The 23,391-nt window shown below is 36.5% G+C and carries 22 protein-coding genes and 1 tRNA gene; 16 read left to right on the forward strand and 7 right to left on the reverse strand.

From position 1 onward, the window contains the following. Positions 1-62: 62 nt before the first annotated feature. On the reverse strand, positions 63-272 hold the full coding sequence (locus tag OPU68_RS12345; protein WP_498474292.1) for a hypothetical protein: 210 nt from the start codon (positions 270-272) through the stop codon (positions 63-65). A 604-nt stretch (positions 273-876) separates the two neighbouring features. Next, positions 877-947: transfer RNA gene (locus tag OPU68_RS12350), tRNA-Cys, on the reverse strand. Positions 948-1,261: 314 nt separating this feature from the next. On the opposite strand from OPU68_RS12350, the gene ribB reads away from it, so the two are divergent. Then, positions 1,262-2,383, forward strand: a complete 1,122-nt coding sequence (ribB, locus tag OPU68_RS12355) for a 3,4-dihydroxy-2-butanone-4-phosphate synthase (protein ID WP_498474293.1) — start codon at positions 1,262-1,264, stop codon at positions 2,381-2,383. A gap of 109 nt (positions 2,384-2,492) precedes the next feature. Here the strand turns inward: ribB and OPU68_RS12360 are convergent, their stop codons facing one another. Together OPU68_RS12360 and OPU68_RS12365 are read right to left on the reverse strand one after the other, a co-directional pair. Further along, the gene (locus OPU68_RS12360) at positions 2,493-4,691 is read right to left on the reverse strand and encodes a M1 family metallopeptidase (protein ID WP_498474294.1); all 2,199 of its coding nucleotides are present in this window, start codon (positions 4,689-4,691) and stop codon (positions 2,493-2,495) included. A 201-nt stretch (positions 4,692-4,892) separates the two neighbouring features. Continuing rightward, positions 4,893-5,774, reverse strand: coding sequence for an SDR family oxidoreductase (locus OPU68_RS12365; protein ID WP_498474295.1), 882 nt, complete (start codon positions 5,772-5,774; stop codon positions 4,893-4,895). A gap of 220 nt (positions 5,775-5,994) precedes the next feature. Here OPU68_RS12365 and OPU68_RS12370 point away from each other — a divergent pair, with 220 nt between their 5' ends. The 4 genes from OPU68_RS12370 to OPU68_RS12385 all read left to right on the forward strand — a co-directional run bounded on the left by OPU68_RS12370 (position 5,995) and on the right by OPU68_RS12385 (position 10,070). Beyond that, positions 5,995-6,834: an SDR family NAD(P)-dependent oxidoreductase gene (locus OPU68_RS12370; protein WP_498474296.1), complete on the forward strand. Its 840-nt coding sequence runs from the start codon at positions 5,995-5,997 to the stop codon at positions 6,832-6,834. A 48-nt stretch (positions 6,835-6,882) separates the two neighbouring features. Further along, positions 6,883-7,797: a helix-turn-helix domain-containing protein gene (locus OPU68_RS12375; RefSeq protein WP_498474297.1), complete on the forward strand. Its 915-nt coding sequence runs from the start codon at positions 6,883-6,885 to the stop codon at positions 7,795-7,797. 102 nt (positions 7,798-7,899) lie between these two features. Continuing rightward, on the forward strand, positions 7,900-8,901 hold the full coding sequence (locus tag OPU68_RS12380; RefSeq protein WP_498474298.1) for an aldo/keto reductase: 1,002 nt from the start codon (positions 7,900-7,902) through the stop codon (positions 8,899-8,901). 272 nt (positions 8,902-9,173) lie between these two features. Beyond that, complete coding sequence (locus OPU68_RS12385; RefSeq protein WP_498474299.1) at positions 9,174-10,070, forward strand: helix-turn-helix domain-containing protein; 897 nt, start codon at positions 9,174-9,176, stop codon at positions 10,068-10,070. A gap of 78 nt (positions 10,071-10,148) precedes the next feature. Here OPU68_RS12385 and OPU68_RS12390 read toward each other — a convergent pair whose 3' ends face one another. Next, positions 10,149-10,535 carry a winged helix-turn-helix transcriptional regulator gene (locus tag OPU68_RS12390; RefSeq protein ID WP_498474300.1) on the reverse strand — a complete coding sequence of 129 codons (387 nt, stop codon included), beginning with the start codon at positions 10,533-10,535 and terminating at the stop codon, positions 10,149-10,151. Positions 10,536-10,643: 108 nt separating this feature from the next. Here OPU68_RS12390 and OPU68_RS12395 point away from each other — a divergent pair, with 108 nt between their 5' ends. Next, positions 10,644-11,246 carry an FMN-dependent NADH-azoreductase gene (locus OPU68_RS12395; protein ID WP_498474301.1) on the forward strand — a complete coding sequence of 201 codons (603 nt, stop codon included), beginning with the start codon at positions 10,644-10,646 and terminating at the stop codon, positions 11,244-11,246. Positions 11,247-11,432: 186 nt separating this feature from the next. On the opposite strand, the gene OPU68_RS12400 is transcribed toward OPU68_RS12395, so the two are convergent. Then, positions 11,433-12,773 (reverse strand): dihydroorotase, encoded by a 1,341-nt coding sequence (locus tag OPU68_RS12400; protein WP_498474302.1) that lies wholly within the window; start codon positions 12,771-12,773, stop codon positions 11,433-11,435. 240 nt (positions 12,774-13,013) lie between these two features. On the opposite strand from OPU68_RS12400, the gene OPU68_RS12405 reads away from it, so the two are divergent. The 9 genes from OPU68_RS12405 to ribA all read left to right on the forward strand — a co-directional run bounded on the left by OPU68_RS12405 (position 13,014) and on the right by ribA (position 22,318). Further along, the gene (locus OPU68_RS12405; protein WP_498474303.1) at positions 13,014-15,311 is read left to right on the forward strand and encodes a GH92 family glycosyl hydrolase; all 2,298 of its coding nucleotides are present in this window, start codon (positions 13,014-13,016) and stop codon (positions 15,309-15,311) included. Positions 15,312-15,403: 92 nt separating this feature from the next. Continuing rightward, on the forward strand, positions 15,404-16,861 hold the full coding sequence (locus OPU68_RS12410; protein WP_498474304.1) for a lipopolysaccharide biosynthesis protein: 1,458 nt from the start codon (positions 15,404-15,406) through the stop codon (positions 16,859-16,861). Between the two features lie 43 nt (positions 16,862-16,904). Further along, entirely contained in the window at positions 16,905-17,924 is a 1,020-nt protein-coding gene (locus OPU68_RS12415; protein WP_498474305.1) for a sugar phosphate nucleotidyltransferase, read from the forward strand. A 127-nt stretch (positions 17,925-18,051) separates the two neighbouring features. Further along, positions 18,052-18,849: a lipoprotein insertase outer membrane protein LolB1 gene (gene lolB1 / locus OPU68_RS12420; RefSeq protein WP_498474306.1), complete on the forward strand. Its 798-nt coding sequence runs from the start codon at positions 18,052-18,054 to the stop codon at positions 18,847-18,849. Further along, positions 18,846-20,381, forward strand: a complete 1,536-nt coding sequence (locus OPU68_RS12425) for a murein hydrolase activator EnvC family protein (protein WP_498474307.1) — start codon at positions 18,846-18,848, stop codon at positions 20,379-20,381. The genes lolB1 and OPU68_RS12425 overlap by 4 nt, the downstream gene beginning before the upstream one ends. 30 nt (positions 20,382-20,411) lie before the next feature. Next, positions 20,412-20,624, forward strand: coding sequence for a twin-arginine translocase TatA/TatE family subunit (locus tag OPU68_RS12430; protein ID WP_498474308.1), 213 nt, complete (start codon positions 20,412-20,414; stop codon positions 20,622-20,624). A gap of 9 nt (positions 20,625-20,633) precedes the next feature. Then, positions 20,634-21,248, forward strand: coding sequence for a DUF4254 domain-containing protein (locus OPU68_RS12435; RefSeq protein ID WP_498474309.1), 615 nt, complete (start codon positions 20,634-20,636; stop codon positions 21,246-21,248). Next, the gene (locus tag OPU68_RS12440; RefSeq protein WP_498474310.1) at positions 21,245-21,703 is read left to right on the forward strand and encodes a hypothetical protein; all 459 of its coding nucleotides are present in this window, start codon (positions 21,245-21,247) and stop codon (positions 21,701-21,703) included. The genes OPU68_RS12435 and OPU68_RS12440 overlap by 4 nt, the downstream gene beginning before the upstream one ends. Before the next feature lie 18 nt (positions 21,704-21,721). Then, entirely contained in the window at positions 21,722-22,318 is a 597-nt protein-coding gene (gene ribA / locus OPU68_RS12445; protein ID WP_498474311.1) for a GTP cyclohydrolase II, read from the forward strand. Between the two features lie 59 nt (positions 22,319-22,377). Here the strand turns inward: ribA and OPU68_RS12450 are convergent, their stop codons facing one another. Continuing rightward, positions 22,378-22,677 (reverse strand): HU family DNA-binding protein, encoded by a 300-nt coding sequence (locus OPU68_RS12450; protein WP_133945533.1) that lies wholly within the window; start codon positions 22,675-22,677, stop codon positions 22,378-22,380. Between the two features lie 356 nt (positions 22,678-23,033). Between OPU68_RS12450 and panD the strand changes: the two genes are divergently transcribed. Continuing rightward, on the forward strand, positions 23,034-23,384 hold the full coding sequence (gene panD / locus OPU68_RS12455) for an aspartate 1-decarboxylase (protein ID WP_498474312.1): 351 nt from the start codon (positions 23,034-23,036) through the stop codon (positions 23,382-23,384). The last annotated feature ends 7 nt before the right edge of the window (positions 23,385-23,391 follow it).

Here is a 23,391-nt window from a genome sequence, read left to right on the forward strand (position 1 = left end):
AAAAAAAGAGATCACTTCAAAAAAATAATTTTTCCAGGCCATAAAAGATTAGAAGGAAGATTTTATTCTTCGTAACCGCAACACTTCAAACCACTCACACGAATTTTTTTCATAATCATTGTTTTCGCTTCATGTTCATTGAAGTAAAGTAAAAAATCCTTACATAACATTTTCCCAAGAAAAATTAGTACTAAATCAAGAACGAATTTTTGCCAAGGAAATAAGTCTGGAAAAACTACGGTTGTTAATAACATTAGAATAAACTTTTTCATTTTTACACTGTTTTGTTTGTCCAAATGTAATATTGACTATGTACTTTCCTTTTTTTGCTTAATTGAAATACAAAAAGTGCCCTACATTAGCTTGTACAGCACATTTTTAAATTTTAAAAGATTCTTAATTAAATACTATAAAATAAATTTGGATCAAAAACTGATGACATAACACTACTTCATTGTTTCCTGATACAGTGCCCTTCGCACCCATCCCTTTAAGGAATTTATCTTGCTTAAAATCCTAAACGAAAAATATTTTGATGCAATTAAATAATTTTCCGACTCCATAAAAAGGGAATTTCAAAGAGAGTTTTGCGAGGCCATAAAAGGAACCATCCTTAGGGGTTTTCGGAGGCCATAAAAGAGCTGATCAATAGAGGGATTTTTATAATCAGGATTTTGTTGTTATCCACTCAATAATTTTAATACTCAAAAAAATAATTTATTTCCAACAACAGACTTTTGATAACTTTTGATATTTGCTGTGGAAATAAAATAAATGGAAATATGGATAGTCTCAAACTATCGGGAAAATATCGGGAGACCCAGACAACAAAAAACCCTAAAACATTGTGAATAAATGAATTAGGGTTTACCAGTGAGGTGCCTAGCGGATTCGAACCGCTGTGGGTGGTGTTGCAGACCACTGCCTAGCCGCTCGGCCAAAGCACCATTTTGTTGGAGTGCAAATTTAGTGTTTTTTTTCAAATTTCAAATTTTATCAGCTTTTAATTTCAAAAAAAAAACTAAACAATGTAAATTATTGATTTAAAGACCAAATCTCCTAGCCCTGATGGTAACGGCTATCCTTTTTGTTTTTTGTGTAGAAATTTCGTTTTGATAACAAATCGTTCTGAAACAAAAAGATAATAGTGAACAGCAGGTTCCCGGCTTCTAAAAATTGTGCGTTTTAGATATCTTTAATCGATGTTTACAATCTTTATTTAGCTTCTAAATAAGTATCTTTGCAAAAAAATTTTACAACAATGGATAAGATCCAACTTAATACGATAGCGGAAGCGATAGAAGACCTTAAAAATGGGAAAATGATCATCGTGGTAGATGATGAAGACCGTGAGAACGAAGGCGACCTTCTTGCCGCTGCAGAACTGACTACGACGGAGATCATCAACTTTATGACGATACACGCCAGAGGGTTGATCTGTATGCCGCTAACCGAGAAAAGATGTGACGAACTGGAACTTAATTCGATGGTGGCCAATTCTACCGACCCGAAAGAAACTGCGTTTACAGTTTCTGTAGATTTGTTAGGAAAAGGAGCCACAACAGGAATCTCTGCCGGAGACCGTGCAAAAACGATTTTGGCAATTATGGATCCGAACACCAAACCTGGCGACCTGATGAGACCCGGACACATCTTCCCGCTCCGTGCAAAGGAAGGCGGCGTCCTAAAAAGAGCCGGACATACCGAAGCTGCAATTGATTTGACAAGATTAGCAGGACTGAAAGAAGGTGGTGTGATCTGTGAAATAATGAAGGATGACGGCGATATGGCAAGATTACCGGATCTTTTGGAATTTGGGAAGAAGCATGATTTGAAAGTGGTTTCCATAGAAGACCTGATACATTATAGACTGAGACAAGGCGATCTTGTGGAAAGAATTGAGGAGCGTGATATCAAAACGCATTTTGGGAACTTCAAATTTTATGTTTTCGAGGAAAAACCTACTGAACAAATCCACTTTGCGTTGACAACAGGAACCTGGACACCGGATGAATCTGTGCTAGTGAGAGTGCAATCTTCCAGCTCATATTTTGATGTTTTGAGCAGATTGTCAAACGGCGAACATCCTTTGATGCAGCGCGTTGTAGATATGATCAATGCGGAAGGAAAAGGCGCAGTGGTTTTCATCAACAATGTTTCTAACAAAGAGAATACGCTTAGAAAACTTCAGCATTTCCTGAATTATCAGGATGGAACGAGCGAACTTCCGACGATTGCGCCAAACTTCCGCGATTATGGAATTGGAACGCAGATTTTAAAAGATTTAGGAATTAACAAATTCAAAGTGATTACTCAGAATCCGAACATCAAACCTGTGATTTCGGGTTACGATGTTGAGGTGACGGAAATGGTAGCGCTTTAGAAAGATAATAGACTGATAGATGAAAGACTAATTGTTTTCATCTAATTACAAAAGCAAAAAGCTCCGAATTACTTCGGAGCTTTTTGTTGGTTGTAAGTATTATAAAAACTTATTCTTTTGTGAATTTGAATGACCTTCCGCCTTGTGAAAAGTCGATGCTTTTTTTGTCTGCACTGAAAGTCAATGAAAGTCCAGCGTCTTCAAATGCGAATTTGTTCTGTCCCAAATATTCCAAAGCAAACTCCGGCTGTCCAGTTGCCTGCCCATACAATTGTCCACCTTTTTCTGTGAAAGTCAATTTCAATGGAACTTCTTTGGTACTGAACGTCCCGGCAAATTCCTTCATATTCACTTTTTCTACAGGCGCAGCTTGGGCAGAAGTCCAGCTATTGTTTTTAGGATTAATATCTGGAACGCCAGAAGCCGGATCCAATTTTACTTCACTCACTTCTTTTGTAGAATTTATTTTGAAAGTCCATTCTGTGTTGCGTTTCCAAACCTCAACAGGCAATTTTACAGTCTGCGTTGTTCCATCTTTGAATTTCACTTCAACCGTTGTCGGCATTGGCAATTGACCAAGATTCTCAACTGTGATCTTTGCACCGTTTTTGTAATCACCGTTGAACGGTTTTACATCCTTCACCGCCTGATCAACTTTCCATTTGTTGATAAACCAGCCTCTCCAGAACCAGTTGAGTTCTTCTCCGGAAACATTCTCCATCGTGTGGAAAAAGTCCCAAGGTGTTGGATGCTTGAACGCCCATCTCGCCACGTAAGTTCTGAAGGCTTTATCAAATTTCTCAGGACCTAAGATTGTTTCTCTCAAAATTCTTAATCCCAATCCTGGTTTGAAATAAGCCAAAACACCAATACTTTTTTCCTTCATATTATCCGGACCAACCATAATCTGCTCGTAGCTGTCATTCAGGACAAAGCCTCCCATTTTACCAATATCCTGTTTGTGGTAATATTCACCTTTGTTGAATGCTTCGGTTGAACCTTCATTAATAAACGTATTGAAACCTTCGTCCATCCACGCAAACAATCTCTCGTTTGAACCAACGATCATCGGAAACCAAGTGTGCCCAAACTCGTGATCTGTAACGCCCCAAAGACTTTCACCTTTTGAACTCATATGACAGAAAACAATGCCCGGATATTCCATTCCGCCTTCGTTTCCTGCAACGTTTGTAGCGGCTGGATAAGGATATTCGAACCATTTTCCGGAGTAATGCTCGATGGCTGCTTTCGTATATTCCGTAGATCTTCCCCAAGCTTTATCACCGGCACTTTCCACAGGATAAGCGGAGATGGCCAAAGACTTTTTACCACTTGGCAAGTTGATTCTCGCCGCATCCAGAATAAAGGCCGCAGACGAAGCCCAGGCAAAATCCCTTGCTTTTTCAATTTTAAATTTCCAGGTTTTTGTTCCTGACGCATTGTTTTTTCCGAGTTCAGATTCCGGACGGATCATCACAGTTTTCTCGCTTGTTCTTGCCTGGTTCCAACGGCTCACTTCTTCTTTACTGTACACTTCTTTTTCGTTTAATAATTCTCCCGAAGCTACCACATATTGGTTAGCTGGAACCGTAATGTTTGCTGATAAAGTTCCGTACTCCAGATAGAATTCAGAAGCACCTAAATAAGGCATCGTGTTCCAGCCCAAAACGTCATCATAAACACACATTCTTGGGTACCATTGCGCCATTGTGAAGATTTTACCATTCTTGGTATCCTCGATTCCCATTCTGTCAGAACCATATTTTGGAGACAGGAACAAATATTCTATTTTCAGTTTTGCAACGCCTCCATTTGCTTTCAGATCATTTGGAAGGTCGATTTGCATTCTGGTGTCTGTGATGGTATATTTTACGTCTTTGCCGTCATATTTTACTGATTTGATCTTGTAACCACCGTCAAACTCTTCACCGTGCGCCCCATTTCTACTTCCGGACAGCGGAACTACAGCGTTACCTCTGGAATCTTTAGCAAAAAGGTTTTGGTCTAGCTGAAGCCAAAGAAATCCCAGTTGATCAGGACTGTTATTCGTATAAGTGATCTCGGCTGAACCTGTGATCTCATTTTTAGCGGCGTCTAGGCTGACATTTAATTGATAATCAGCTGAGTTCTGCCAATATTTGTGACCAGGCTGTCCGCTTGCAGAACGCGTCTCTGTTCCGGTCTGCGGGTAGAACAATGGTTTGAAAGCTTCGGTATAGCTGTAAGCAGACGTTTCCTGCGCATAGCTTTTTGCCGTGAAAGCAAATATAACAACCGCGGAAAGAAGTGTTGGAAGTTTGAAATTCATTGAGGATAGATTTATTGTTAAAATAAAATTAGTCAATAAAATCCGGAACTTGTTACATCATCAGAATTAAGTATGATGAAGGGCATAAAAAAAACCACACATAGTATCGAACAACTTCACGTGTGGTTTCAGTCAACTTCACGTGTGCTTTTAACTCAAACCACGTGTGTTATTTTTATCTTTGAACTTAATCGATTAGCATCAGTTCGATTTTTTGGCTTTGATCATTGCTTCCAGCATATCCCACATCTCCTGAGGGACATCTTCCAACATATTGAATTCGCCGGCACCTTGAAGCCACTCGCCACCATCGATGGTCACGACTTCTCCATTGACAAAAGATGAAAAATCGGAAACAAGATAAGCGGCAAGATTGGCTAGTTCCTGATGTTCTCCTACTCTTTTGAGCGGATTTTTCTTAGCCAAATCAAATTTATCTTTCATATCGCCAGGAAGTAATCTATCCCAGGCACCTTTCGTAGGAAATGGTCCCGGCGCAATGGCATTGAAACGGATGTTATATTTCCCCCATTCCACCGCTAAACTTCTTGTCATAGCCAAAACGCCTGCTTTCGCACAAGCCGATGGAACCACATAAGCCGAACCAGTCCAGGCGTAAGTGGTTACAATATTCAGAACAGTTCCGGGAATTTTGTTATCAATCCAATATTTCCCGATAGAAAGTGTACAGTTCTTGGTTCCTTTCAAAACAATATCGAGGATGGAATCGAAGGCAGAATGTGTCAGTCTTTCCGTTGGCGAGATGAAATTTCCGGCGGCGTTGTTCAAAAGAATATCAATCCTTCCGAACTCCTTCAAAGTGGCTTCTTTCATAGCTTCCACTTCGTCCCAGTTTCGGACGTCGCACGCTACGCAAAGGACTTTTCCTCCAGTTTCATCTTCCAATTCTTTTGCGGTTCCCTGCAGTTTTTCTAAGTTTCTGGATGTAATGACGACCTTTGCACCCAACTGAAGGAAGTATTTGGTCATTGCCTTTCCAAGTCCGCTTCCGCCTCCTGTGACAATGGCGACTTTATCTTTCAGTGCGCCTTCGCGCAACATTGGTTGTGAATATGGATTCATTAATTGAATGATTTTGAGATTAAAATTGAAATCATTTGTGGCTTTGGTAAAATTAGATTTTTATTTTGTATTGGAAATTAACAAAAGTTATGCACGAAATAGAAAGCACAAAATATACAATCTGTGTTTCAGCTACAACAAGCATTGATTTAGCTACATCCACTTTTCATATTCTGACCAACTTTGTATTGTAATAATTAATCAATTAAAAACAATCAAAATGGACACAAAAAAAGTATGGTTCGTGACAGGAGCTTCAAAAGGTTTAGGTTTAACTTTAGTGAAAAAACTATTGGCAGAAGGCTATTCTGTAGCAGCAACTTCAAGAAATATTGCTGAACTTCAGAAAGCAGTCAGTGAAGAAAACAATTCATTTCTTCCACTAGAAGTTGATTTGATCAACGAAAATTCTGTTGAATCAGCCGTTTCAAAAACAGTAGAAAAATTTGGAAAACTGGATGTTGTGGTGAACAACGCCGGTTATGGACAATTAGGAACTTTGGAAGAAATTTCAGATTTCGAAAGCCGTCAGAACTTCGACACCAATGTTTTTGGTTCTTTGAATATCATCAGAAAAACAATGCCTTATTTAAGAGAACAAAAAAGCGGATTTATCATTAATATTGCTTCAATTGGCGGACTGACGGGAGAATTTGCAGGTTGGGGAATCTATTGTGCTACAAAGTTTGCAGTCGTTGGTTTTACAGAAGCTTTGGCGGCGGAAGTGAAAGAATTTGGAGTGAATGCAACGGTGGTTTATCCCGGATATTTCAGAACTGATTTCTTGACTGGCGGTTCACTTCGAACTCCAAAAACTGAAATTGAAGAATACACTGTAGCAAGACAACTTCAGACGGCTCACGAAAAAGACATCAACGGAAATCAGCCGGGCGACCCGGAAAAAGCAGCTGTAGCATTGATGGAATTGGTAGCACTAGAAAATCCGCCGGTTCATTTGGTTTTGGGTTCTGATGCATTTGGAATTGCGGGAAACAAATTAAATGCGCTTCAAAGTGAAATTTCTGAGTTTAAAACGCTAAGTACATCTACAGATTATTAAATTTGTAAAGGCAACAGTTTCTTGCTGTTGCCTTTTAATTTTAAAGTTATGCATAACAGAAAATTATATACCATCGATACCATTTCTGAATTTCACAGAATTTCAGGATTGCCAAAACCTCAGCATCCGCTCATTAGTCTGGTAGACTACAGTTTGGTAGAGTATCAAATCGAGGAATCCGAAATTAGCTGGGTTCAGGATTTATATTTTATGGGTTTCAAAAGAGATATTCAGGGCAAACTTCACTACGGTCAAGGTCAGTATGATTTTGATGAAGGTTTAATGTGTTTTATCGCTCCGAGACAGGTGGTCAAAATGGTTATCAGCAAATACGAAACGAAACCTTCAGGATATCTTTTGGCATTTCATCCTGACTTTATTTGGAATACACCTTTAGCAAAAACCATTAACAATTATAAATTCTTTGGCTATGACGTGAACGAAGCTTTATTTCTTTCCGAAAAAGAAGAGGAGACGTTAATCGGACTTTTTAAAGGAATCGAAAAAGAATACCAGTCGGGAATTGACCAGTTTACTCAGAATATCATTATTTCGCAGATTGAAGTAATTTTAAATTATTGCGAAAGATTTTACCAGCGACAATTTATTACCCGAAAAAAGACCAATCATCAGGTTTTGGATAAATTAGAAATCATTCTTGAAGAATATTTTAATGAAAATGTGATGGATAAAGGCTTACCGACTGCTAATTACATCGCCGAACAATTGAATATCTCAACCAATTATTTAGGAAGTTTATTGAAGCAGTTAACCGGACAAACCACACAACAACACATCCACGAAAAACTGATTGAGAAGGCCAAAGAAAAACTATCAACAACAGAACTTTCCGTAAGTGAAATTGCCTATGAATTGGGCTTTGAACATTCTCAGTCTTTCAGTAAACTGTTTAAAGCTAAAACGGATATTTCTCCTTTGGAGTTTCGGAAGTCTTTTAACTAAAAAACCATCAATCCGTAATTTGCATACGACAATCGTGATTTTGCAAACTTCTGCTCGTTAATTTCTGCTCAACTTTGCTTTATTAAAATTAATATTAAAAAAATGAATAAAGTAAAATTAGGAATTCAGGGATTAATCGTTCCGAATATAGGTTTGGGATGTATGGGAATGACAGGTTTTGGCGATGCGGATATGTACGGCAAAACGGATGAGAAAGAAGCCATCGCAACGATTCACCGCTCTTTAGAATTAGGCGGAAATTTCCTCGACACGGCAGATTTGTACGGCCCATTTACGAACGAACAATTAATTGCAAAAGCCATTGAAGGTAATCGTGACCAATATATTCTTGCTACAAAATTCGGGTGGGAAATTGATGACAATGAGCAAGTGACTTGGAAAATCAACGGAACAAAAGATTATGTAAAAAAATCTATTGAACGTTCGCTCAAAAATCTGAAAACAGATTACATTGACCTTTATTATATGCACCGTCTCGATAAAAATGTTCCGGTTGAAGAAACTGTAGGAGCAATGAGCGATTTGGTGAAAGAAGGAAAAATCGGTTATATCGGTTTGTCTGAAGTTTCTTCTGAAACTGTGAAAAAAGCGCACGACATTCATCCAATTTCGGCAGTTCAGAGTGAATATTCTCTTTTTGAAAGAACAGTTGAAGAAAAAGGTGTCATCAAAACTCTGAATGAATTGGGAATTGGTTTTGTGGCGTATTCTCCGCTTGGAAGAGGATTTTTGTCAGGGAATATTAAAACAATCAATGATTTACCGGAAAACGATTTCAGAAGAGGAATTCCACGTTTTCAGGGAGAACAATTTCAAAAAAACATTGAATTGGTGGAAGCGATTGAAAATCTTGCCAAAGAAAAGGAAATCACTTCATCACAATTGGCCTTGGCGTGGATCATCAGCAAAGGAATTGTGCCGATTCCCGGAACGAAACGCAGAAAATATGTTGAGCAAAATATTGAAGCCAGCAAAATCGTCTTGAATGAATCTGACCTTCGGAAGCTGGAAAGCATTGTACCTTTGGGAACAGATACGGGTAATCCTTACGATGAATTCAGTATGGGGCTTTTGGATTATTAATCTTTTTTAAATTTAGATATTTAACCAATTTGTCATTCTGAATGAAATGAAATGTAGTGAAGAATCTCAAGTTATATTTCAGAGATTCTTCCTTCGTCAGAATGACAAATTCTGAAAGCTTATAAAGCGTAAAGCTGGAACGCAATATGATTACGCCCCGGCTTGAACGGAGCTCTTTTTGCGGAGCGAAGCGGAGCAAAAAAGCGGGAGTGGAAGACGGATAAAGGCGCCCAAATAATAATTATTACCTTTAATATTTAGAATCTCAAATTATGAACACGATACAATCTATTTCTCAGTTTCATAAATTACTTTCACTTCCGGAACCAAAGCATCCGATGGTGAGCGTCATCAATCTTTCTGAAAGTATTTTTATTGAAGATGAGGTCTGGAAAGGCTTTACCAACAGATTTTATTGTGTGGCTCTGAAAAGAGAAGCGACAGGAAAAATACGATACGGCCAGCAACATTATGATTATGATAAAGGTGTTTTGAGTTTTACTGCGCCCAGCCAGGTTCAGTATTTGGATGTTGCGACGATGGATTGTAATTCGGCAGGTTTTTTATTGATTTTTCACGAAGATTTTCTGCTGAAACATCCTTTGGCAACAACCATTTCAAGCTACGGATTTTTCTCTTATGCCGTGAACGAAGCGTTGCATTTGTCTGAAGTTGAAGAAAATGATTTAATACAAATTCTTCATAAAATCGATAAAGAATGTCAGCATATCGACCGACATACGCAGGAAATTATTTTGTCGCAGATCGATCTTTTACTCAATTATTCTCAGCGTTTTTATGAACGACAATTCATCACAAGAAAGAATAATAATCATCAGTTATTGATTAAATTCGAAAAATTCTTAAATGATTATTTTGACAAAGAATCTTCCGAAAAAGGACTTTTGACCGTTCATCAAATTGCTGAAGCGATGAATCTTTCGCCTAATTATTTGAGTGATTTATTAAGAATTCAAACCGGACAAAATACTCAGCAACATATTCACGAAAAGCTCATTAGCAAAGCAAAAGAGAAACTTTCAACCACGGAACTTTCGGTAAGTGAAATTGCTTATGAACTGGGATTTGAGCATTCGCAATCGTTCAGTACGCTTTTCAAAAAGAAAACAAAGATGTCGCCACTGGAGTTTCGGCAGTCTTTTAATTGATAATTTTTCTCTCGCAGATTTTACGGATTGGGCAGATTGAATTTAAAATCTGCATTATATGCTAAGTCTGCGAGAGTCTTATTTATTTTCGAAAATGTCTTCTCTCAAATTATTTTTATGCTCTCTTCCCCACTCGGAAAGTGCCATAATCACAGTTTTTAAAGTCTTGCTGTAATCAGTTGAAATATATTCTACAACAACAGGCGTTTGTTCGCCGTGAACGATTCTTTTTACAAAACCATTGAGTTCTAAATCTTTCAACTCGTTCGAAAGTACTCTCGCCGATATTCCGGTAACGATTCTCTGAAGCTCATTGAACCGAATATTTCCGTGTTCCTGAAGCGCAATAATAATTTTGAGTTTCCATTTTCCGCCAATGACATAAATTGCATCTTCCACCGATGAAAGATGATTCTGGCAGTTTATTTTGGTAAGCGGTTCTTCTAATTCAATACTATTTTCCATAAAATTAATCTCAAACTAACCAAAAGGTTACTACTAACCTTTTGTTCACTACTAACTTTTGATAAGCAAATGTACATAATTTTGTCAAAGAAATTTAAAATAAAAAAAATGAAACAAATTTTGCACATTATCTCAAGTCCGAGAATAGAAGTATCTGCAAGCAGAAAATTAGGAAGTGCCGTATTGGAAAAAATTCAGGAGAAATATCCTGACAGCAAAGTAAAAGAGCGTGATTTAACTAAAAATCTTGTTCCGCTTTTGGAAGAAGTACATATCAATACATTTTTTACGCCTGCGGAAAATAGAACTCCGGAACAGGAAGCTATCAACCAATATTCTGAGGGTTTAATTGCCGAACTGCAGGAAGCAGACATTATCGTAATCGAATCTCCGATGTATAATTTTTCAGTTCCTGCAACACTCAGAGCTTATTTCGATTTCACTTCAAGAGCAGGATATACTTTCAGTTATGATGAGAACGGCCCCAAAGGTTTGCTGAACAACAAAAAATTATACATCGCCCTTTCTTCCGGAAATATTTATTCAGAAGGACCTTATCAGAGTTATGATTCTAATGTTCCTTATGTCAAGAATGTTTTTGGCTTTTACGGCGTTACGGATGTGAGTGTTTTTCGGGCAGAAGGACTGTCAATTCCAGGAATTATGGAGAATGCTTTAGAAAAAGGAATTGAAAGTATTGTGATTGATTAATTTCAAGTAATTGTTAGATAAATATTCTCTCGCAGATTGAGCAAATTTTGCAGATGATTGCGCTTAAAATCTGCTTCATCTGCTCAATCTGCGAGAGATTTAAATTTTGGCTAAAGCCAATTTCTATTCTCAAATAAAAAAACGGGCTAAAGCCCGTTCCTATTGATATAATTATTTCACTGTAATTTATTCCTGAACTTCAAAAAGCAATCGCTCCCCGAATTTTTCTTCGTTAATTTTTCCATTGTCATAAACCAGATTTCCATTCACAAAAGTATGAGTAACTTTAGAATTGAAACTCATCCCTTCAAGCGGACTCCAGCCACATTTATAAAGGATATTTTCTTTGGCAACTGTCCAGTTTTCTTCTAAATCAACCAAAACCAAATCGGCTTTATACCCTTCTCTCACAAAACCTCTTTTCTCAACTCTGAAAAGAATTGCCGGATTGTGACACATTTTTTCAACGATTTTTTCTAAGGTGATTTTTCCGTTTCTGAAATTCTCCAGCATCACCACCAAAGAATGCTGAACCAAAGGTGCTCCCGAAGGACATTTTGTGTAAACATTTTGTTTTTCTTCCCAGGTATGAGGTGCGTGATCGGTTGCAATGACATCAATTCTGTCATCCAACAAAGCTTCCCAAAGTCCGTCTTTGTCTTTTTGCGTTTTTACCGCAGGATTCCATTTGATTAATCCGCCTTTGGTATCGTAATCCTCATTGGTAAAAGTCAAATGATGTACACAAACTTCTGCCGTTATTTTTTTATCTTTTAAAGGAATATCATTTCGGAAAAGTTCCATCTCCTTCGCTGTAGAAAGATGGAAAACGTGAAGTCTGGCTCCTGTTTTTTCAGCTAATTCAACCGCTTTTGAAGAAGATTTGTAACAAGCTTCCTCACTTCTGATCAGATGATGGAATTTCACAGGAATATCTTCACCATATTCATCCAGATATTTCTGAGTATTTTCTCTAATCGTTGCTTCATCCTCACAATGAACGGCGATCAGCATTTTGGTATTGCTGAAAATATTTTCCAAAGTTTCAGGATTATCGACCAACATATTTCCTGTAGATGAACCTAAAAACAATTTAATTCCGGGAACATTTCTTGGATTTGTTTTTAAAACTTCCTCCAAATTATCATTCGTTCCGCCCATCATAAAACCGTAATTCGCATAAGCTTTTTGAGAACCAATTTCATATTTATCTGCCAACAATTCCTGAGTTACGGCATTCGGAACAGTATTCGGCTGATCGATAAAACTTGTTATTCCACCTGCGATTGCAGATTTTGATTCGCTTTCGATATCACCTTTATGCGTCAAACCCGGTTCACGGAAATGAACTTGATCGTCAATAATTCCAGGCAAAAGATATTTTCCAGAAGCATCAATAATTTGGTCAACATTTTCCTCAGAAATATTTTTAGAAATCTTAGAAATCAAATCATTTTCAATTAGAATATCACTTTGGAAAACCAGATTTTCATTAACGATTTGGGCATTTTTTATTAGAATTTTCATTTTACTTTTTTAGATTGAAACAAAATTAAGTTTTTGAAAATTATTACTCAAGTTTTGAATCTATAAAATTAAACCACATAGACACATAGTTTTAAAAAATATAATTAAGTTCAAATAGATTCAATTCTACTATGTTAACTTTTTAATATGAATTTTTTCCAATTAATTCTATGTGTCTATGTGGTTGAAATTAATCCAATCATAAATTAATATTCTTAAATTGCTTCAAAATTCCAAAGAATGTCTCTGAGAAAATACATTTTAATTCTACCCGTTTTATTCGCCTCATTATTCAGTTCCCAGAAATTAGAAAACCTTGTCAAATTCGTCAATCCAATCATTGGAACCGAAAAAATGGGACATACTTTTCCCGGAGCAACTGTTCCTTTTGGCGCTGTTCAGCTGAGTCCGGAAACTGATTCTCTTTCATATGAAGTCAATGGAAAATACAATCCCGATGTTTATAAATATTGCGCCGGTTATCGTTACGAAGACAAAACAATTGTCGGATTTTCCCACACGCATTTCAGCGGAACCGGACATTCGGATTTGGGAGATTTTTTGATAATGCCAACAGTCGGAAAATTAAAATTAAATCCTGGAACGGCGCAAAATCCAAGTAGCGGATTTCGTTCCCGATTTTCTCATCAAAACGAAAAAGCAGAAGCCGGCTATTACAAAGTAAAACTTGACGATTATAATATTCTGGCAGAAATGACGGCTACAACGAGAGTCGGTGTTCATCAATATACTTTTCCAAAATCGGATGATTCGCACATTATTCTCGATTTAATGGCCGGGATTTATAATTACGATGATAAGAATGTCTGGACTTATGTAAGAATTGAAAACGACCACAGAATCACAGGTTACCGGCAAACCAACGGTTGGGCAAGAACAAGAACGGTTTATTTTGCAATGGAATTTTCGAAGCCATTTAAGTCTTATGGTCAGAAAAATTTTGACACAAAACAGGCTTACCGAGGTTTCTGGAGAAAATGGAATCAGGACGACAATTTCCCTGAGATTGCAGGAAAAAAAATCAGAATGCATTTCGATTTTGACACTCAGGACAATGAAAAAGTTCAAATCAAATTTGCGATTTCGCCAGTAAGCCAAACCAATGCTTTGGAAAACTTGACCAAAGAAACACAGGATTGGAACTTTGAAAAAATCAAATCTCAGGCTCAAAATGACTGGAATAAGGAACTTAATAAAATCGTTGTCAACACACTTTCCGAAGATGACAAGGTGAATTTTTACACGGCGATGTATCACACGTTCATCAATCCAACCACTTATATGGATTCGAACGGCGAGTACAAAGGTCTTGACCAAAATGTGCATCAAGCGAAAGGATTTACGAATTACACGACGTTTTCACTTTGGGATACTTATCGTGCGTTGCATCCGTTTTTCAATATCATTCAGCCAAAACGGAATAATGATATGATTCAGTCGATGATGGCGCATTATGACCAATTCAGTTTGAAAATGTTGCCGGTTTGGTCACATTACGCCAACGAAAACTGGTGTATGAGTGGTTATCATTCGGTTTCTTTGATTGCGGATGCTATTATCAAAGGCACTTACACCGGAAATCCGGACGAAGCTTTGAAGGCTTGTATCGCAACTTCCAACAAAAGAAATTACGAAGGCATCGACGAATATATTGACAAAGGTTACATCTCTGCGGAGAAAAACGGAACATCGGTTTCAAACACAGTGGAATACGCTTATGATGATTGGGCGATTGCACAAATTGCCAAGAAATTAGGCAAAACAGAAATCTACAATGAATATCTGAAACGTTCCGAAAACTGGAAAAATGTCTTCGATAAATCGATTGGTTTTATGAGACCGAGGTTGGCTGATGGAAGCTTCAAAAAGGAATTTGATTTGATGAGCACGCACGGACAAGGCTTTATCGAAGGAAATTCCTGGAATTACAGTTTTTTTGTTCCGCATAATCCTGAAGAATTAATGAAATCGATGGGTGGGAAAAAGAAATTCGGGGAAAATCTTGACGAATTATTTTCTATGCATTTGCCCGATGAGTTTTTCGCTGATACAGAAGACATTACGCGAGAAGGCATTATCGGCGGTTATGTTCACGGAAACGAACCTGCGCATCACGTGGCTTATCTTTATAATGTTGCCGGTCAACCTTGGAAAACACAAGCTCAAATCCGAAAAATTCTGACGATGCAGTATAAAGCAAAACCCGACGGATTGGGCGGAAATGACGATTGCGGACAGATGAGCGCGTGGTATATTTTCAGCAGTTTGGGATTCTATCCTGTTTCGCCAGGTTCTGATGAGTATTGGATTGGAAGTCCGAGTATCGTGAATGCAAAACTGAATTTGGAGAACGGAAAAACGTTTGAAATCGAAGTGAAAAATCAATCAGAAAAGAATGTTTACATCGAAAAAATGGAGCTGAATGGGAAACCGTTTGAAGGTTATAGATTGAAGCACGAGGATATTATGAAAGGTGGAAAATTGGTTTTCTTTATGAATTATAAGCTGAAGAAATAAATCGGATTCTTATCAGAATAGATTATTTTTGCAAAAATTTTTGAATTGAAATCGCAGATTCCATCTGACCGATGAAAACAATAGACTATTAGATGAAGAAGCTTCTCGGACAAACCGCTCTTTATGGATTAACAACTGTGATTATCAGACTGTTTCCGTTTGTAATTAATCCAATTATTACGAGAACATTTGGTCCGACAGCCTATTCTCCTTTTGCCGATTTTTATTCGGTAGCCGGCGTTATCGCAGTGCTTTTGACTCACGGAATGGAAACTACTTTTTTCCGATTTGCATTGGATGAAAAAGACGACAGAAAATTGATTTCGACTGCTTTTTTCAGCGTATTGGCTGTGACTTTGGTTTATTTATTTTTCACATTAGTTTACCGACAACCTTTAGCAATTGCTTTCAAAACGCCGGACCAAGTGGATTTGCTGGCAATTCTTACAGTGACTTTGGCTTTAGATGCATTTTCCGCGATGCCTTTTGTAATGTTAAGGAAAAACGAACGACCTCTAAAATACGCAGGAATCCGAATCACGAATGGCATCATCAATTTTTTATTAGTCGTATTTTTCATCATTATTCTGCCAAGATATCCGGAAGGAATTTTTGGCTTGAAATACAGTCCGGCGTTTGGAATTGGTTATGTTTTTGTCGCGAATCTGGTTGCAAGTGCTGTCACTTTTTTGATGTTATCACAAGAATTATTAATCGCAAGGATCAAACATTTCTCTTGGGAACTTTGGAAAAAAATGATAAAATATTCCTGGCCAATTACAATTGCAGGTTTAGCCGGAATCATCAATGAAACCTTTGACAGACAATTCCTTAAATTTCTTTTACCGGACGAAATCGGAAGACACGAATTAGGCGTTTACGGCGGTGTTGCGAAAGTGGTGACTTTTGTAATTTTGTTCAGACAAGCGTATTCTTTGGGAATCGAACCGTTCTTTTTCAGCAATTCTAAAAATGCAAATGCGAAAGAAATGTATGTGAAACTGATGGATATTTTCATCGCCATCAATTGTTTGATTGTCTTATTCTTATCTGTTAATCTGGATTGGATTGCTAAAGTTTATATCAACAATCCGGAATATTATGAGGGAATTTCGATTCTTCCCATTTTATTCTTCGCCAGTTTGTTTTTGGGAATTTATCTTAACCTTTCGATCTGGTATAAGTTGACCGACAAAACCATCATTGGTGCTTATATTTCTGCAATTGGTGTTTTCATAACCATAATTATTAATTTTTATTTTATTCCCAAATACGGATATTGGGCTTCAACCTGGGCAACTATTGCCAGTTATTTTGTAATGATGGTTATATCATACATTTGGGGACATTATAAATATCCTGTTCCTTACAATATTTATAAGAATTTGATTATCATTCTTATAACAATGGTAGTATCTTTAGCATATTATCAATATTTAAAACAAAATATTTGGTTAGGTAATCTTATATTTCTACTTTTGGCAACCATTTTGTTGAAGACAGAGAATTTGATTCCTCAAAAAATCTTAAACAAAATTGGAAGAAAATAATCTATTATAAAACTAATAGTTAGAAACTTAACAACAAAAATTTATGAAAATAATAGTTCCAATGGCAGGACGTGGATCGCGTCTTAGGCCACATACATTGACAGTTCCAAAACCATTGATCCCAATTGGCGGAAAACCAATCGTTCAGAGATTGGTAGAAGACATTGCAAAAGTTGCCAACCAGCCCATTGAAGAAATCGCCTTTATCATTGGAGATTTTGGTGCTGACGTTGAGGCATCATTGATAAAAGTTGCTGAAGATCTTGGTGCAAAAGGAAGTATCTATGCTCAAACTGAACCATTGGGAACAGCTCACGCCATCAATTGTGCAAGAGAAAGTATGAGTGGTCCTGTAATTATTGCATTTGCTGACACACTTTTCCGTGCAGATTTCCATCTTGATACTAATGCGGACGGCGTGATTTGGGTAAAAAAAGTTGAAGATCCTTCTGCTTTTGGTGTTGTGAAATTGGATGACTATGGTTTCATTACAGATTTCGTAGAGAAGCCGAAAGAATTTGTTTCTGACCTTGCGATTATTGGGATTTATTATTTCAATTCTGCTGAGAAACTGATGACCGAAATCGATCATATTATGGAAAATAATATTACAGAAGGCGGTGAATATCAGTTGACAACAGCATTAGAAAATCTTCGAGCAAAAGGCGCAAAATTCTCTCTTGGAAAAGTAGATGACTGGATGGATTGCGGAAATAAAAATGCAACTGTAGAAACCAACAGCAAGATTTTACAATATGAAAGAGCCAATATGGCAAATTTCCCGGAATCTGCGAATATTGAAAACTGCATGATCATTCCTCCTTGTTTCATCGGGGAAAATGTGAAAATATTAAACTCAAAAATTGGCCCGAATGTTTCTCTTGGAAATAATACGGTTGTCATTAATTCTAATATCGACAATTCATTAATTCAGGAAAATACAATTATTGACCACGGAAACCTGAGTAACTCTATGATTGGCAATTCTGCGAAATATTTCGGCGTTGCAAGGGAGATTTCTTTAGGAGATTATTCCGTTTTGGATTTCCTTTCGAAAGATTAATTTATTTTAATAAAAAATATCAACTTTGTCAAGGTTCTGAACTTTGACAAAGTTTTTTTTAGATACCAATTCAAAAATATAAGTCTATTTTTGGCGTTAATATTGTAAGTTTCATCCCAAAAAAATTATGCAAAAATACATCCTAATCATAGTTTCAGCATTATTGGTAACGTCTTGTAAAGTTCAGAAAAATCAAACAACGACGCCAATCAGTACTACAAAACCAATTTCGAACAACTCAAGTTTCTTTTCTGCAATTGAGAAAAAATCGACTTTTGACGCTGTCAAAATCAATAGTAAAATAGATGCAAAAACAGGATCTTTCATTCCGACTTTGGATGCTGTGATTTATATTGAAAACGGACAAAAAGTGTGGATGAATTTAACTGCAGTAATTTTGCAAGCTGCTCGTGGTGTTGCAACGCCAGAAGGCATAAAAGGTTATTATAAATTGGACAAAACCTATATCGACTCTGATTTTGGTTATCTTAATAAACTTTTGAATGTCAATTTTATCGATTATAATGCTTTGCAGAATTTACTTTTAGGAAAAACGTTTATTCCGGTTTCAGAAAACGATTATAATCTGACTCAAAATGTTTCAGGGTTCAATCTGACTTCGAAACAGACTCAGAAAATTACGGAAAACGGTAAAACTACAGAATATAAAATCTCTCTGGATTATGATCAAGATTTTAATCTAAATCATGTTCTTTTATCGAATCCTGCTAATAATGATCAATTGGAAATCACTTATTCTAACAGAGTAATTCTGAACAATGAAAGCTTTCCGAAAAATGTTAAAATAATTATAAAAGCCAACAAAACAGACGAAATATTATTAGAAAATACGAAATTTGATTTTTCCCGGATGGAAACTACTTATTCCGTTCCTGCCAATTACAAAAAGACAGAGATTAAATGATTAAGAAATTAAGTTTTTTTATAAGTATCATCCTTTTCGGAATCGCATTTGGACAAAAAGATAAAGAAGTTCTGCAAAAACAGAATGCTGATCTTAAAAAGCAAATATCAACCATCAATGCGTCACTCAACCAAACAAAACAAGAATCGAAACTGTCTGTTGCATATCTTAATGCAGTAAATCAAAAGCTTAACCTGAGAGAAAAAGTTTACAACAATACTCAAAAGGAAAAAAGATTTATTGAGGATGACATCTACAAACGTCAGCTTGAAATCAATAAAAACAACCGCGAGCTGGAAGTTCTCAGAAAAAACTATGCAGAAATTCTTGTAAAAGCCTACAAAACTAAGGGAGTTCAAAATAAAGTAACCTTCATTCTCTCTTCCAAAAATATGGGAGAAGCTCTTAATAGAATAGAGTATATCAAAAGATATTCTGAGTACCAAGACAAAAAAGCGGCAGAAATTTCAAATAAGGCAAACCAAATCAAGAAAAATATCGTACTTAAAAAAAGGTCGGTCACTGAAAAAGATAATCTTCTTCTTAATCAGAAAAAAGATCTTGCAACGATAGAAGCCGAGAAAAAACAAAAGCAGCAACTGTTGGATGAATTCAAGAAAAATGAAGTTAAACTGACGGCAGAACTTAGACAAAAGCAAACGCAGTCCAAGGATCTGGAGCGTCAAATCAGAAATATCATTGCTGAAGAAATAAGACTCGCAAAAGCTAAAGAAGAAGCTGAAAGAAAAGCTGAAGCTGAAAGAAAAAGACTGGCAGACATAGCTGCTAAAAAAGAAAAAGATAGAATAGAGGCCGAAAACAAAGCAAAGATAGCTGCGGCAGAAGCTGAAAGAAAAAGAGCTGAAAACGAAGCAAGAAAAGCTAATGAACTGGCTGCAAAAAGAGCAGAAGACGAAAGAAAACTCGCCGAAACAAACAAGGCGATAGAGAAGAAAGAAGCTGCTGAAAAAGCTACTCGCGATGCCGCAGAAAGATCCAAAGCAGCAAACGATAAGCTGGCGGCTGCCAAAGCAAACGAAGCCGCTGTAAACAAGAATAATGATGATGCCAAAGAAGCTGCCGAGAAAAAGGTAATGAAAAGCTACGGCGTAGGCTCCACTGTCGGTAATAATTTTGCAGACAATAAAGGCAGGATTGGTTTTCCAGTAGAGAAAGGAACAGTCACACACCGTTTTGGAAGACAGCCGCATCCTGTCTTCAAAAATATTGTAGAAGATAATACAGGTATAAAAATAGCAGTAACTCCCGGAACGAAAGCAAGATGTGTTTTTCCGGGCGTAGTTTCCACAATCCAAGTGATCAATGGCAGCCGTACAGTTTTTGTAAAACACGGTGGTTATTTCACAATATATTCAAACCTAGCAAACACCTTTGTGAAAGCTAACCAGCAAGTTTCAGCCGGCACGCTTATCGGAGAAGTTGGCAGCGATTTTGATGGATCCTACACACTGGATTTTCAAATCTGGAACGGTCAAAACCCAGTTGATCCTTTGGGGTGGGTTTCATATTAAAAAATAATTTAACTTTGTAAAAAAATCAAGATGACATTATCAACTATTATATTAAGTATCTCTTGGCAACACATTTTAATTGTAGCCTTGATCCTGCTTTTATTGTTTGGAGGAAAAAAAATCCCTGAACTAATGAAAGGCTTAGGCTCTGGTATTAAAGAGTTTAAAGACGCTGTAAAAGAAGAGGACAAGAAAAAAGACCCGACTTCTACAACCAATGATTCTTCTTCTCCAAACTTATAACAACCATTAATGAGTTTGACAGAAAAAGCATGGGAAATCTTTAACCAGTCGGTTAATGATTATCATATTAAAGATGATGTAAATTCAGAAGAAAATAATCCATTCCAAGCTAATAGTTTGGAATGGATTTTGTATTCAAAGAATTGGATTGATACCGTACAGTGGCATCTGGAAGATATTATTCGAGAAGAAGATATAGATCCCTCAGAAGCTCTAAAAATAAAAAGAAGAATTGACAAACTCAATCAAAAAAGAACAGATCTGGTAGAACAGATTGATTTTTGGTTTTACAAAAACTTCGAAAATATTACTTCAGACACAGATGCAAGAATAAACAGTGAAACTCCGGCCTGGTGTATAGATAGATTTTCTATCTTGTCTTTAAAAATATATCACATGTCTATTGAAGCTTTCCGCGAAGATGCTTCAGAAGAACATAAGATACAATGCTCACAAAAGTTAAATGTACTTTTGGAACAGAAAAAAGACCTATCCATAGCCATAGATCAGTTGCTTTCTGATATTGAAAACGGTAAAGTTAAGATGAAGCTATACAAGCAGATGAAGATGTATAATGATGAAAGTCTCAACCCAATCCTGTATCAAAAAATGCAGAAAAAATGAAAAGTTTTCATAAACTTTTGACGTTAACAATTATCACAGCCTTTTTAGGATCTTGTTCTACGAACTCAACAGCGTCGGAACAGGTTAATTCTGATTTAATTTCAGACACATATTCATATCTTTCTCCGGAAGCGATTGTTTATGCTTCTTCAATTTCTAATCTCATAGCAACATTCCCAAAATTCAGAAATGATGCTATTAATAGAGAAGTGTCTTTATTAAAAGTTTCTCTTTCGGATTATTTGAGTTCTGTCCGGGATTTTAATCAATCTACAAAACACAAATCATTGGAGGATTTTGAAAAATATTACAAGAAGATTCAGAAACTCAGAAAATTCATGGTAAAAGATGATGATGAGGTTTTGAACAGGTATATGGTCAAGATCAAAACCAATATTAATCTTTTAGAAGCTTCCCAATCCAAAACTGAGGAAACTTCGATGTCTTCCAACTAATTACCTCTACCCTATTTAATGTTACAAATACAAGCGGAATCGAACGTACCCACAGATTTTGGAGAGTTTAGAATGATGGCTTTTTCTGAAAATGAAAAAGACTGGATGCCACACATGGCTCTGATTGCAAAAAACACAGATCTTAGCAAACCTGTAAATGTGAGAATCCATTCGGAATGTATTACAGGAGAGGTTTTCCATTCTCAAAAATGCGAATGCGGACAGCAATTGAATTCTGCAATGCAATATATGCAGGAAAATGGCGGAATGATCATCTACCTAAGGCAAGAAGGCAGAAATATTGGAATCATCAATAAATTGAAAGCTTACGCATTACAGGAAAAAGGGTTTGACACTGTTCAGGCTAATCTCGAATTGGGATTGCCGGCGGATGACCGTAATTTTGATATTGCGATAGAAATGCTAAAAAAACTGGATGTGAAATCTCTAAATCTGATGACCAACAATCCCGAAAAAATCAAAATTATTAAGGATAGTGAGATTAAATTTAATTCCAGAATCCCTTTGCAAATTAAATCTAACAATTCCAGTGCGAGTTATCTTAAAACAAAGAAAGACTTTTTCGGTCATCTTCTGGATGATGAAAATCCTTAAATATAAAAACAAAAAAACCGTCTTTCGACGGTTTTTTATTTGACTAAACTCAAATAAAATTATTTTTTCTTTCCTGTAGCAGGACCAGCAACTGCGGTAGCCAAATCAGCTCCAGCTTTGAATTTCGCAACTGTTTTTGCTGCGATTTGAATTGGTTTTTTAGTTGCAGGGTTGATACCTTGTCTTGCAGCTCTTTCAGATACTGAGAAAGTACCGAATCCTACTAGAGAAACTTTACCGTCTTTTTTCTTAAGTGTTTCTGTTACGTTTGCAACAAATGATTCCAAAGCTTTTTTAGCAGCAGCTTTTGTGATTTCTGCATCCTTCGCGATAGCGTCGATTAATTCAGACTTGTTCATAATATTTATTAATTAAAGTTATGTTGTTATAGCAAATATAAGACAATTTTCATATCGTGCAAATATTTTTATAAAATTTAGTGAACTATGTATATTTCTTTTTAAATTGATGAATTTTCAGCAAATTGAGTTTTAACGAGAATACACGTATTTCTACTTTCCGTTTTTAATAATTAACCTCTATCCATCAACAATAGTGTCACTTCGTATCAAAACTATGCCAAATTCATAAATTCACAATAACAAATATTATTTTGGTCAGTATTTATAATTATTTTAAATTCAATATTAATCCATTTTGAAGGAAAAGGAAAATCTTCTTTTCCAATTTTATTATTTAGCGTAAATTTGCAACTATGTTAATCGAAGTTTTTAAATCGAAAATCCACAGAGTCCGCGTCACAGCTTCGGATCTTGATTATATTGGGAGCATTACTATTGATGAGGATCTTATAGACGCAGCCGGCTTGATTGTAGGCGAAAGAGTCTATATCGTGAATGTCAACAACGGCGAACGTTTTGACACTTACGTTATCAAAGGAAAAAGAAAATCTGGAGAAATCTGCCTGAATGGTCCAGCCGCACGAAAAGTGCAAAAAGGCGATATCATAATCATCATTGCCTATGCGCAAATGTCTCCGGAAGAAGCCAAAGATTTCCAGCCAAAAATTGTTTTTCCGGACGAAGCAACCAATCTTCTCACATAATTTTCTG

This window comes from Chryseobacterium sp. TB1-D10 (assembly GCF_059803555.1).

Coding starts and splice junctions, on each gene's coding strand:
- OPU68_RS12375 (WP_498474297.1), top strand. CDS start 6,883: ATGCATAACAGAAAATTATATACCATCGATACCATTTCTGAATTTCAC.
- OPU68_RS12370 (WP_498474296.1), top strand. CDS start 5,995: ATGGACACAAAAAAAGTATGGTTCGTGACAGGAGCTTCAAAAGGTTTA.
- OPU68_RS12360 (WP_498474294.1), bottom strand. CDS start 4,691: ATGAATTTCAAACTTCCAACACTTCTTTCCGCGGTTGTTATATTTGCT.
- OPU68_RS12435 (WP_498474309.1), top strand. CDS start 20,634: ATGAGTTTGACAGAAAAAGCATGGGAAATCTTTAACCAGTCGGTTAAT.
- OPU68_RS12400 (WP_498474302.1), bottom strand. CDS start 12,773: ATGAAAATTCTAATAAAAAATGCCCAAATCGTTAATGAAAATCTGGTT.
- OPU68_RS12405 (WP_498474303.1), top strand. CDS start 13,014: ATGTCTCTGAGAAAATACATTTTAATTCTACCCGTTTTATTCGCCTCA.
- OPU68_RS12425 (WP_498474307.1), top strand. CDS start 18,846: ATGATTAAGAAATTAAGTTTTTTTATAAGTATCATCCTTTTCGGAATC.
- ribA (WP_498474311.1), top strand. CDS start 21,722: ATGTTACAAATACAAGCGGAATCGAACGTACCCACAGATTTTGGAGAG.
- OPU68_RS12450 (WP_133945533.1), bottom strand. CDS start 22,677: ATGAACAAGTCTGAATTAATCGACGCTATCGCGAAGGATGCAGAAATC.
- OPU68_RS12430 (WP_498474308.1), top strand. CDS start 20,412: ATGACATTATCAACTATTATATTAAGTATCTCTTGGCAACACATTTTA.
- OPU68_RS12380 (WP_498474298.1), top strand. CDS start 7,900: ATGAATAAAGTAAAATTAGGAATTCAGGGATTAATCGTTCCGAATATA.
- OPU68_RS12410 (WP_498474304.1), top strand. CDS start 15,404: ATGAAGAAGCTTCTCGGACAAACCGCTCTTTATGGATTAACAACTGTG.
- OPU68_RS12440 (WP_498474310.1), top strand. CDS start 21,245: ATGAAAAGTTTTCATAAACTTTTGACGTTAACAATTATCACAGCCTTT.
- panD (WP_498474312.1), top strand. CDS start 23,034: ATGTTAATCGAAGTTTTTAAATCGAAAATCCACAGAGTCCGCGTCACA.
- OPU68_RS12385 (WP_498474299.1), top strand. CDS start 9,174: ATGAACACGATACAATCTATTTCTCAGTTTCATAAATTACTTTCACTT.
- OPU68_RS12365 (WP_498474295.1), bottom strand. CDS start 5,774: ATGAATCCATATTCACAACCAATGTTGCGCGAAGGCGCACTGAAAGAT.
- OPU68_RS12345 (WP_498474292.1), bottom strand. CDS start 272: ATGAAAAAGTTTATTCTAATGTTATTAACAACCGTAGTTTTTCCAGAC.
- ribB (WP_498474293.1), top strand. CDS start 1,262: ATGGATAAGATCCAACTTAATACGATAGCGGAAGCGATAGAAGACCTT.
- OPU68_RS12395 (WP_498474301.1), top strand. CDS start 10,644: ATGAAACAAATTTTGCACATTATCTCAAGTCCGAGAATAGAAGTATCT.
- OPU68_RS12390 (WP_498474300.1), bottom strand. CDS start 10,535: ATGGAAAATAGTATTGAATTAGAAGAACCGCTTACCAAAATAAACTGC.
- lolB1 (WP_498474306.1), top strand. CDS start 18,052: ATGCAAAAATACATCCTAATCATAGTTTCAGCATTATTGGTAACGTCT.
- OPU68_RS12415 (WP_498474305.1), top strand. CDS start 16,905: ATGAAAATAATAGTTCCAATGGCAGGACGTGGATCGCGTCTTAGGCCA.